Here is an 11,864-nt window from a genome sequence, read left to right on the forward strand (position 1 = left end):
CGAGCAGGTCGCGCGCGAGAACCTCGCCGAGGCTCGCGCGCTCGTGGAGGGCAGCGGTCCCAGCCGCCTGCGCTCGCACGGGCTCGAGACGGCGCTTCAGCGCCTCGGTGCCGCGCAGGAGGCGCACGGCTGCAGCACGGAGATGACGCTGCGCCTGCCGCCCCACCTGACGCAAGCGATCCAAGTGGTCGTCCTGCGCACGGTCCAGGAATCGTTATCGAACGTGGCGCGCCACGCCCGGGCCCGCACGGCCCGCGTGCTCGTCGAGCAGGAAGCGACGCCCGGCGGCGTCGAACTCGTCGTGCGCGTGAGCGACGACGGCGTCGGCATCGGCGGGCGCCCCGAGGGCGTGGGCCAGTCCGGCATGCGCTCGCGGGTGGAGGCTGTGGGCGGCAGCCTCACCATCGATCCGCTTCACGCCCCGGACGACGGCGGACGCACCGGCACCGTGGTGGAAGCGAGGATCCCGCTGTGACGGACTCTGCGGCTCGGACGACGGTGCGCCTCCTCGTGGTCGACGACCACCCCGTGGTGCGCTCGGGAATCATCGGCATGCTCTCGCGCGAGCCCGACCTCGAGGTCGTCGCGGAGGCGGGCGACGGCCAGGAGGCGGTCGTGATGGCGCAGCGCTGGCGGCCCGACGTCGTCCTCATGGATCTGCGGATGCCGGTCATGGACGGCGTGGAGGCCACACGGCTGATCACGGCGGAGGCCGATGCGCCCAAGGTCGTCGTGCTCACGACCTACGACACCGACTCCGACATCCTCCGGGCGGTCGAGGCCGGTGCGACCGGCTACCTCGTCAAGGACTCGCCCCGCGAGGACATCGCGGGCGCCGTGCGCTCCGCGGTGCGCGGCTACAGCGCCATGAGCCCGGCGGTGACCACCCGCATACTCGCCGCGACCAGGAGAAGCGCGGCTGCGCCGTCGGACACCGCGCCGGCACTGTCCCCGCGGGAACGGGAGGTGCTCGCCGCGGTGGCGCGGGGGATGTCGAATGCGCAGATCGCGCGGGAGCTGCTCATCAGTGAGGCGACGGTCAAGACGCACCTGCTGCGGGTCAACAACAAGCTCGGCGTCGACTCGCGCACGGGCGCGGTCATGGAGGCGCTGCGCCAAGGGCTGATCGAGCTGGATTGACGACGACGGAGCTCGCCTCGCGTCGTCGGCGGAATCCTGCGGTGGTCGCCAGTGTTGAGTCGATGCGGCTCAACCTTGCTCACGCCCACTGCGAACAGTGGCATGAGCGGGGGACTCGCGCGGTTAGCCTTACCAGCACGTGCCAGCGCCAGGCCTCCCATCGTGTCGGCCTCCCGATCTCGGGCGACCGCCGCGCAGGAGGGCAGCCGGGCGCGACAGACCGACTTGCACGTGCCGAGGAGAAGAACCAGCGATGTTCGAACGCTTTACCGACCGCGCCCGCCGCGTCGTCGTCCTGGCCCAGGACGAGGCTCGGGCGCTCAACCACAACTACATCGGCACTGAGCACCTCCTTCTCGGCCTCATCCACGAGGGAGAGGGAGTGGCCGCCAAGGCGTTGGAGTCGATGGACATCTCCCTGGACGCGGTGCGCGGCCAGGTCGTCGAGATCATCGGCGAGGGCCAGGCCGCCCCCAGCGGGCACATCCCCTTCACTCCGCGCGCGAAGAAGGTTCTGGAGCTCTCGCTGCGAGAGGCCCTGCAGCTGGGCCACAACTACATCGGCACCGAGCACATCCTCCTCGGCCTCCTGCGTGAGGGTGAGGGCGTGGCCGCCCAGGTGCTGACCAAGCTCGGGGCGGACCTGTCCACGGTGCGCCAGACCGTCATGCAGATGCTCTCCGGCTACGAGGGCAAGGAGGCGGTCACCGCCGGCGGCCCCTCGGACAAGGGCACCCCCTCTGGCTCCGCCATCCTTGACCAGTTCGGGCGCAACCTCACCGCCGCTGCCCGCGAGGGCAAGCTGGACCCGGTGATCGGGCGCCACAAGGAGATGGAGAGGGTCATGCAGATCCTCTCCCGGCGCACCAAGAACAACCCGGTCCTCATCGGTGAGCCCGGCGTGGGTAAGACCGCCGTCGTGGAGGGCCTGAGCCAGGCGATCGTCCACGGTGACGTGCCCGAGACCCTGCGCGACAAGCAGCTCTACTCCCTGGACATGGGCTCCCTCGTGGCTGGCTCGCGCTACCGCGGTGACTTCGAGGAGCGGCTGAAGAAGGTCCTCAAGGAGGTACGGACCCGCGGGGACATCATTCTGTTCATCGACGAGATCCACACCCTCGTGGGCGCCGGTGCCGCCGAGGGTGCGGTGGACGCCGCCTCCATCCTCAAGCCCATGCTGGCTCGTGGCGAGCTCCAGACCATTGGTGCCACCACCTTGGAGGAGTACCGCAAGATCGAGAAGGACGCCGCGCTCGAGCGCCGTTTCCAGCCGGTCACGGTGGACCAGCCCTCCATCGAGGAGACCATCGGGATCCTCAACGGCCTGCGTGACCGCTACGAGGCCTTCCACCGCGTGGTCATCACCGACGACGCCATTGAGGCCGCTGCCAAGCTCGCCGACCGTTACATCAACGACCGCTTCCTGCCGGACAAGGCCATCGACCTCATTGACGAGGCGGGCGCGCGCCTGCGCATCCGCCGCATGACTGCTCCGCCGGAGCTGCGCGCCATCGATGACAAGATCGCCGAGGTCAAGCGCGAGAAGGAAGCCGCGATCGACGACCAGGACTTCGAGCGCGCCGCCGCCCTACGTGATGATGAGCGCCGCCTGGCTGAGGAGCGCGAGACCAAGGAGGCCGCCTGGAAGTCCGGCGAGGTCGAGCAGGTTGCCGAGGTCAACGAGGAGCTGGTCGCCGAGGTGCTGGCCATGTCCACGGGTATCCCGGTGGTCAAGCTCACCGAGGCTGAGTCCGCCAAGCTGCTGGGCATGGAGGCCGAGCTCCACAAGCGCATCATCGGCCAGGACAAGGCCATCGAGGCCCTGTCCAAGTCGATCCGGCGTACCCGCGCCGGGCTCAAGGACCCCAAACGTCCTGGCGGCTCCTTCATCTTCGCCGGCCCGACCGGTGTGGGTAAGACCGAGCTGGCCAAGGCGCTGGCGGAGTTCCTCTTTGACGACGAGGACGCCCTCATCCAGCTCGACATGTCCGAGTTCGCTGAGAAGCACACGGTCTCGCGCCTCTTCGGTGCTCCTCCGGGCTACGTCGGCTACGACGAGGGCGGTCAGCTCACCGAGAAGGTGCGGCGTCGTCCCTTCAGCGTGGTCCTGTTCGACGAGGTCGAGAAGGCCCACCCGGACATCTTCAACTCGCTGCTGCAGATCCTGGAGGACGGTCACCTCACCGACGCCCAGGGCCGCGTGGTCGACTTCAAGAACACGGTCATCATCATGACCACCAACCTCGGCTCGAAGGACATCGGCAAGGCCGTGGCCACCGGCTTCCAGTCCACCGAGGGTGGGACCATGGAGTACGAGGAGATGAAGGCGCACGTCAACCGTGAGCTCAAGTCTCAGTTCCGCCCGGAGTTCTTGAACCGTGTGGACGACCTCATCGTCTTCCCGCAGTTGACCAAGGCTGAGGTCCGTCAGATCGTCGACCTCATGATTGCCCGCCTGGACAAGCGCCTGGTGGAGCAGGAGATGACGATCGAGCTGACCGACGCCGCCAAGGAGCTGCTGGCCGAGCGTGGCTTCGACCCGGTGCTTGGTGCCCGTCCGCTGCGTCGCGCCATCCAGCGCGACATTGAGGACGCCCTGAGCGAGAAGATCCTCTTTGGTGAGATCGAGCGGGGCCAGAAGGTCATCGTTGACGCGCAGGGCGAGGGCATCCTGGGTGAGTTCACCTTCCGCGGTGAGCCCTGGGACCCCAAGATCGGCTCCGACCCGCTGAGTGCCGAGATCGCCGCCGAGCAGGAGGCTGAGCGGACCGTTGGCAGCGTCGAGGGCTCGGTGGTCTCCGAGGCTGAGGCCACAACAGAGGCTCACAGCGCCTGACCGGCACGCGCTGGCTGGTGACATACGGACCGGGTGGTCTGGCACGCAGGTGCCAGGCCACCCGGTCCGTCGCAATGTGGGCGTCCTGGTGGGGCTGTGACCAGGGGTGGGCGACGGCGTCGGGCTGGTCGGGCCGAGGGTGGGCGACGGCGTCGGCGAGCCCACACAGGCGTGAACTGCCCCACCTGAGCGACCAGAGCCATGATGAAAATGTTATGATTAACGGCGATTCGGAGTTTTGTCTGATAAGTCGCGGCTCGGTGGCACCCGTTCCGGTTGTGCCCGGCCGTGCTGTCAGGCGGCCCCACTCCCCACGGTCCCGAGTCGGCCGAGCCTCATGGCTTGGCTGCGGCGGTTCGTTGGTTGAGGTGCTGGACCCTCCGAGGTGCCGCTAGCTGCGGCGCCGACTCGCAGCGGCCCTGACCCGAGGGGTCGCGTCAGGATCGGAAGCAGCGTGGACAAGACCACACCTTCGTCCGTCACGACGGGCACCCGTGCCGACCGGGCACGAAACAAGGCTGAGAAGAAGGCCGCCAGGAACCAGCACAAGAGCGAGGCTGCCGAGCGTAAGGCAGCGATTCGTGCCGAGCGCCGTCGCCTGCGCCAGCTGCGCCAGCGTCGGCGGCTACGGGTCGATGACGTCACGGTCGTCGAGGAGTCGGCACTGAAGAAGGCCGTCCTGGGCTCGGTCGTCGGCAACCTCATGGAGTGGTACGACGTCGGTGTCTACGGCTACGTCGCCGTGATCCTGGGAAAGGTCTTCCTCCCCGACGTCGACGGTCACATCCAGAACCTCTTCTCGCTCGGCGTCTTCGCAGTGACCTTCATCGCCCGCCCGCTGGGTGGCGTCATCCTCGGACAGCTCGGTGACCGCCTGGGGCGCAAAGAGGTCCTGGCGTACACCCTGCTCATGATGGCGGCAGCCACCTTCCTCATCGGCGTACTGCCGACCTACGCGGCTGCCGGTGTCATTGCCCCGATCCTGCTCATCGCTTTGAAGCTGGTCCAGGGCTTCTCCACCGGTGGTGAGTACGCCGGCGCCACGACCTTCATCACCGAGTACGCCCCTGACAAGAAGCGTGGTTTCTACGCCTCGCTGCTGGACTGGGGCTCCTACATGGGCTTCGCGGCCGGTGCGGCCGTGGTCTCGGTGCTGCAGCTGACGCTCAGCGAGGACTTCATGCAGTCCTGGGGCTGGCGCTTCCCCTTCATGGCCGCTTTGCCGCTGGGTCTGATCGCCCTGTACTTCCGGACGCATATCGAGGACACCCCGGCCTTCGTCGAGGCGCAGAGCGAGCAGGGCGAGGACTCGCAGGAGGACGAGGGTGCCTCCCCGCGCTCTGGTTCCGTGGGTGACATCGAGGCCGCGATCCAGGCTACCGACGAGGGCCCCAAGGGCCTCAAGGCGCTGATCGTGACCTACCGCCGTGAGCTTGCGACCGCCTTCGTGCTCGTGGCAGCGGCCAACACGGTGGCCTACGCGCTGACCTCTTACATGCCGACCTACCTGACGACGACGCTGCACTATGACGCCGTCCACGGCAACCTCCTCACCCTGCCGGTGCTGGTGCTGCTCGCCTTCTGCGTGCCGGTGGCCGGTTGGATCTCCGACCGCGTGGGCCGCCGCGCGATCCTGTTCACCGGGGCCGGCACCGCGGTGGTCCTGGCTGTCCCGGCCTTCATGCTCATGGCGCACGGAGCGATCTGGTCCACGCTACTGGGCCTGGCCATGCTGGCCCTGCCGGTGGCCCTGTACGTGGGTAACCAGGCCTCGTCCCTGCCGGCGCTGTTCCCCACCTCCTCGCGCTACGGCGCCATGGGGATCGCCTACAACGCGGCCGTGGCGATCTTCGGTGGTACGGCCGGCTTCATCATGGAGGCCCTCGTGACCGCGACCGGCAGCGCGCTGGCTCCCGCCTTCTGGGTGATCGCCACCTCGGTGGCAGGATTCATCGCCGTTACCCAGATGCCGGAGTCCGCCCGCCAGCCGCTGCCGGGCTCGATGCCCTCGGTGGCAAGCGAGGAGGAGGCTATCGAGCTGGTCGAGACCCAGGAGGACAACCCCGACCTGGACGTGGCTGAGATGTTCGCCCAGGCCCCGGTCCACCTGCTGGACCAGGAGCCCACGGCGGAGGAGGCTCGTGCCGAGGTCGAGGTGGCTCTGGCTGCCGAGCAGGAGGTCCGTGAGGAGCTCGCCCGGGCCCAGCGGGCGACGCAGGCTGCTCGCGAGGCGGTCGTCGCCGCTGAGCAGCGCGAGCGTGAGCAGGGCGAGGAACGGGACGACGCGGAGGACGAGGCGTGAGCCCGACGGAGCAGGAGACCGCGCGCAGGCGCGAGCGGGAGGCGGCCAGGCGCGCTGAGCGTCAGGCGGAGAAGGCCGAGCGTGCCGCGGCTCGCGCCGAGCGCAAGGCGGAGAGGATTCGGCGCGAGCAGCGCAGGCTCGCCTTCATGCGTCGTCGCCGCCGTCTGCGTGCCGACGACGTGACGGTGGTTGAGGAGTCGGCGCTGCGCAAGGCCATCCTCGGCTCGGTGGTCGGCAACATCATGGAGTGGTACGACGTCGGCGTCTACGCCTACGTCGCTGTCCTCGTGGGCCAGGCCTTCCTGCCCGCGGCCTCAGACACCACCCAGAACCTCTTCTCGCTCGGTGTCTTCGCCGTGACCTTCATCGCCCGTCCGCTGGGCGGCGTCATCCTCGGACAGCTCGGTGACCGCCTGGGGCGCAAGGAGGTCCTGGCCTTCACCCTGATGATGATGGCCGTGGCGACCTTTGGTATCGGTGTGCTGCCTCCGGCCTCGGTGCTGGGCGTCTGGGCGCCGATCCTGCTCATCGCCTTGAAGCTGGTCCAGGGCTTCTCCACCGGTGGTGAGTACGCCGGTGCCACGACCTTCGTCACTGAGTACGCCCCTGACAAGAAGCGTGGTTTCTACGCCTCGCTGCTGGACTGGGGCTCCTACATGGGTAACGCACTGGGTGCGGGCCTGGTCACCGTCCTCATGCTCACGCTGCCCGACGACGTCATGGCCACCTGGGGATGGCGCATCCCGTTCATGCTCGCCCTGCCGATGGGTGCCGTCGCCCTCTACCTGCGCTCGCGCATCGAGGACACTCCGGCCTTCCGCGAGGCGCAGGCGGAGAACGACGACGAGGAGCCGGCTGACCTGGCGGCTGCCGAGACCGACATCATGAAGCCTGAGGAAGGTCCGCTGGGCCTGAAGGACATGGTGCGTACCTACTGGCGTGAGCTGACGACGGCGGTGGTGCTGGTAGCCGGTGCCAACACGGTGGGCTACGCGCTGACCTCCTACATGCCGACCTACCTCACCACGACGCTGGGGTACGACGAGGTCCACGGCCCGCTGCTCACTCTCCCAGTCCTCGTGCTCGTGGCCTTCCTGGTCCCGGCAGTGGGGTACTGCTCCGACCACGTGGGACGCAAGCCGGTGCTCTTCTCTGCCGCGATCTCGGCCGTGGTCCTGGTAGTTCCGGCCTTCATGCTCATGGAGCACGGCCAGGTGTGGTCCACTCTGCTGGGGCTGGCGCTGCTGGCCTATCCGGTGGCGGCCTACGTCGGTAACCTGGCGGCCTCCCTGCCGGCGATCTTCCCGACGGCCTCGCGCTACGGCGGTATGGGGATCTCCTACAACTTCGCGGTCGCTGTCTTCGGTGGTACCGCGGCCTTCATCATGGAGGCGCTGGTGACGGCTACCGGTAGCGTGCTGGCCCCGGCCTTCTGGATCATGGCGACCTCGCTGGCTGCCTTCGGTGCGCTGTTCGCGCTGCCGGAGACCGCCCGGCGTCCGCTGCCGGGCTCGATGCCCTCGGTGGCCACCGAGGAGGAGGCGATCGAGCTGGTTGAGACCCAGGAGGAGAACCCTGACCTGGACGTGGCTGAGATGTTCGCCCAGGCCCCGGTCCGCCTGCTGGACCAGGAGCCCACGGCTGAGGAGGCTCGCGCCGAGGTAGCAGTGGCGCTGGCGGCCGAGCTGGAGGCACGTGAGCAGCTGGCGCAGGCTCAGCGCGCCACCCAGGCTGCACGTGACGCCGTCGTCGAGGCTGAGGAGCGCGAGGCGGCCGAGCAGGATGACCTGGAGGCCGAGCAGGATGACCTGGAGGCTCAGGAGCGCTGACGCTCTCCTTCCGCCCGGCCAGTGTGCAGGTACGCCGTCGGGTGTGCAGTTCTCGGCTGCACGCCCGACGGCGTACCTGCACACTCGTCGCCATGAGGGCTGACAAACGGTCAGTTTGGTTCTAGGACCTCGGTCACATTAGAGTGCCTGTGTGGCGGCGCACAGTCGCGCCGCTGAGTCCTATGAGTGATCACGGCTGGCCGTGACTGCATGAGAGCTGAGAGAGGCGACGATGCCCAAGTACGTGTACCGCTTTAGTGAGGGCGACAAGGACCAGAAGGACCTCTTGGGCGGCAAGGGAGCCAACCTCGCCGAGATGACCCGTCTGGGTCTGCCCGTTCCCCCGGGTTTCACCATCACCACTGACGCCTGCCGCGCCTACCTCGCTGACGGCACCGTCCCTGATGAGCTGGCCGTCCAGGTGACCACCGCTCTGCGTGAGATGGAGGAGGAGCTGGGCCGCCAGCTCGGCGCCCCCGAGGACCCGCTGCTCGTCTCCGTGCGCTCGGGCGCGAAGTTCTCCATGCCCGGCATGATGGAGACCGTCCTCAACATCGGCCTGAACGACGAGTCCGTCCTCGGCCTGGCCGAGGCCTCCTCGGACGCGCGCTTCGCCTGGGACTCCTACCGCCGCCTCATCCAGATGTTCGGTAAGACCGTGCTGGATATCGACGGCGATCACTTCTCCGAGCGCCTGGACGCCAAGAAGGCCGAGCGTGGGGTCACGCTGGACTACGAGCTTGACGTCGAGGCCCTCAAGGAGCTGGTGGCGGAGTACAAGTCCGTGGTGCTGGAGTACGCCGGCATCGAGTTCCCCCAGGACCCGCGCGCTCAGCTGGACATGGCCACCGAGGCGGTCTTCCGCTCCTGGAACACCGAGCGGGCCCACATCTACCGTCGCCGCGAGAAGATCCCGCACGACCTGGGCACCGCCGTCAACGTGTGCACCATGGTCTTCGGCAACATGGGCGAGACTTCCGGCACGGGCGTGTGCTTCACCCGTGACCCCTCCACCGGCCGCTCCGGCGTCTACGGTGACTACCTGGTCAACGCCCAGGGTGAGGACGTCGTGGCCGGTATCCGCAACACCCTGTCCCTGGCGGACCTGAAGACCCTGGACCGCACGAGCTACGACGAGCTGCGCAGCGCCATGCGCCGCCTGGAGACCCACTACCGCGACCTGTGTGACATCGAGTTCACCATCGAGCGCGGCAAGCTGTGGCTCCTACAGACCCGCGTGGGCAAGCGCACCGCGGCGGCTGCCTTCCGCGTGGCCACCCAGCTGGTCGACGAGAAGCTCATCACCATGGATGAGGCCCTGACCCGCGTCACCGGTGACCAGCTCACCCAGCTCATGTTCCCCCAGTTCGAGCACACCGGGGACAACGAGGTCCTCACCCGCGCCATGCCCGCCTCGCCGGGCGCCGCCGTCGGGCACATTGCCTTCGACAACGCCGAGGCCATCGCCCGCACCGAGGCCGGTGAGTCCGTCATCCTCGTGCGTCGTGAGACCAACCCGGATGACCTTCCTGGCATGGTCGTGGCCGCCGGTGTCCTCACCGCCCGCGGTGGCAAGACCTCTCACGCCGCCGTCGTGGCCCGAGGCATGGGCAAGACCTGCGTGTGCGGCGCGGACCAGCTGGAGGTCGACGCCGCTGCCCGTACCGTGCGCGTGGCAGGGCGCGACGACCTGGTGCTGACCTCCGAGGACGTTATCGCCATCGACGGCCAGACCGGTGAGGTCTTCCTCGGCGAGGTCCCCGTCTCCGACTCCCCGGTTATGACCTACCTGCGTCGTGGCCTGGAGGAGGCGCTGGACGCTGCTGGCAACGTTGACACCCGCGAGCTGGTCACCAGCGTGGACCGCCTCATGCGCCACGCGGACAAGGTGCGCCGGCTGCAGGTGCGTGCCAACGCAGACACCCCTGACGACGCCCGTCACGCCATCCACCGCGGCGCCGAGGGCGTGGGCCTGTGCCGTACCGAGCACATGTTCCTCGGTGAGCGCAAGCAGTTCGTCCAGAACCTCATCCTGGCCTCCACCGAGGAGGAACGGGACAACGCCCTGGCCGCCCTCCTGCCGCTGCAGAAGGGTGACTTCATCCAGATGTTCGAGACGATGAACGGCAAGCCGATGACGGTGCGCCTCATCGACCCGCCGCTGCACGAGTTCCTCCCCGACCTCACCGAGCTCAGCGTCAAGGTGGCCCTGGACCGCGAGCGCGGCACCCTGGACCCGGCTGACGAGGAGCTGCTCGCCGTCGTGCGTCGCAGCCATGAGGCCAACCCGATGCTGGGCCTGCGTGGTGTGCGCCTGCTGCTGACCATGCCGGGATTGATCGAGCTGCAGGTGCGGGCGATCGCCGAGGCCGCCGTCGAGCGTCTCAAGGCCGGCGGGGACCCGCACCCGGAGATCATGATCCCGCTGGTGGGCTCGGTGCGTGAGCTCCAGATCGCTCGCGAGCGCGCTGAGGCCGTCCTGCGTGAGGTCTCGGGCGAGTCCGGCTACAAGCTGGACTTCCCGATCGGCTGCATGATCGAGCTGCCGCGTGCCGCGGTGAGCGCAGACACGATCGCCGAGGAGGCGGACTTCTTCTCCTTCGGTACCAATGACCTGACCCAGACCACGTGGGGCTTCTCGCGTGACGATGTTGAGGGAGTCTTCTTCAAGGAGTACCTCGACTACGGCGTCTTCGGGGTCTCTCCCTTCGAGACGGTGGACGAGCGTGGTGTGGGCCGCATGGTGCGCCTGGGCGTGGAGCACGGCCGCGCCACGAAGCCGAACCTGAAGATGGGTGTGTGCGGTGAGCACGGTGGCGACCCGGAGTCCATTGACTTCTTCCACCGGGTGGGCCTGACCTACGTCTCCTGCTCGCCCTTCCGCGTGCCGGTGGCGCGGCTGGAGGCTGGGCGCGCGGCGATCTTCTACCCCTCCTCCCAGGAGGACTGAACGCCGGTCCTGCACTGACCTGCTGACGAGCTCGCCCGGTCCCCGGCGCCCCGCTGCTGCGGGCGGCGGGGACCGGGCGAGCCTGGCTCAGGCAGGGGCGCAGGAGCACCCAGGTGAGCGTGAGAGGATGACGGGCGCCGAGGCGGCGTCCGACGGGCGAGTGTTGCCTCGGGTGGGCCAGCCACGCAGGGGATGAGGAAAGGTGAGGACCGCGATGACGTTCCTTCAGCTCACGCAGGGTCGGCTTGAGGCCACGAGCATCGGCCACCAGGCGGACGAGGAGGCCCACGTCGCGGCCCTGGCGGCCGTGCGCCGCCAGCTCATCGACGTCCTGGAGCTCCCGCTGCTGCCCCTGGAGTGGACGCCGATCGACCACGGGCACGCGCTCACGGCGCTGGACCCCACCGGTCAGGTGGTGACGGTCGAGGTTCTGCGGGAGCTGGGACCGGCCGGCCTGCTCGCCGCGCTGGCCCGGCAGCATCAGGCCGGTGGTACCGCACGCGCCGAGCTGGCCGCGAGGTACCCCGGTGGAGCGGCCGCCTTCTCCCAGGACTGGAACGAGTTCCGTGAGGCCCTGCCGGTTCACCTCGAGGCGGGGCCGAGCCTGGTCCTGCTGACCTGCGCGGTCTCGCCGGAGGTACACGCCAGCGCCAGCCTGCTGCGTGGATCGGGCGTGGAGATGTCCCTCATCGACGTGCGGAAGCTGGAGGAGGCCTCGGGCACGCGGCTGCTGGTGGGGATTGAGCGCGTGCGCAGCGACGGCGTGACCGGTGGCGGCCCGTTGCTGGTGGCCCGGGCGCCGCGGCG

At 68.7% G+C, this 11,864-nt stretch carries 6 protein-coding genes and 1 pseudogene; all 7 read left to right on the top strand.

Annotated features, from left to right (window positions below):
* Window positions 1-475: sensor histidine kinase (locus HMPREF0058_RS03250; protein ID WP_006548252.1), on the top strand; the 475-nt coding region annotated here is incomplete at its 5' end.
* A 35-nt stretch (window positions 476-510) separates the two neighbouring features.
* Window positions 511-1,140: a response regulator gene (locus HMPREF0058_RS03255; protein ID WP_248596996.1), complete on the top strand. Its 630-nt coding sequence runs from the start codon at window positions 511-513 to the stop codon at window positions 1,138-1,140.
* 253 nt (window positions 1,141-1,393) lie between these two features.
* Window positions 1,394-3,976: an ATP-dependent Clp protease ATP-binding subunit gene (locus HMPREF0058_RS03260; protein WP_006548254.1), complete on the top strand. Its 2,583-nt coding sequence runs from the start codon at window positions 1,394-1,396 to the stop codon at window positions 3,974-3,976.
* 454 nt (window positions 3,977-4,430) lie between these two features.
* A complete protein-coding gene (locus HMPREF0058_RS03265; protein ID WP_006548255.1) occupies window positions 4,431-6,278 on the top strand; it encodes an MFS transporter in 1,848 nt (615 codons plus the stop codon).
* Window positions 6,275-8,107, top strand: a complete 1,833-nt coding sequence (locus HMPREF0058_RS03270) for an MFS transporter (RefSeq protein WP_006548256.1) — start codon at window positions 6,275-6,277, stop codon at window positions 8,105-8,107. Before HMPREF0058_RS03265 ends, HMPREF0058_RS03270 begins: the two co-directional genes overlap by 4 nt.
* Window positions 8,108-8,339: 232 nt before the next feature.
* Window positions 8,340-11,057 carry a pyruvate, phosphate dikinase gene (ppdK, locus tag HMPREF0058_RS03275; protein ID WP_006548257.1) on the top strand — a complete coding sequence of 906 codons (2,718 nt, stop codon included), beginning with the start codon at window positions 8,340-8,342 and terminating at the stop codon, window positions 11,055-11,057.
* A gap of 214 nt (window positions 11,058-11,271) precedes the next feature.
* Window positions 11,272-11,864, top strand: a pseudogene (locus tag HMPREF0058_RS12655) (hypothetical protein); the annotation flags it as partial.

The sequence above is a fragment of the Actinomyces urogenitalis DSM 15434 genome, assembly GCF_000159035.1.
Classification (GTDB): domain Bacteria; phylum Actinomycetota; class Actinomycetes; order Actinomycetales; family Actinomycetaceae; genus Actinomyces; species Actinomyces urogenitalis.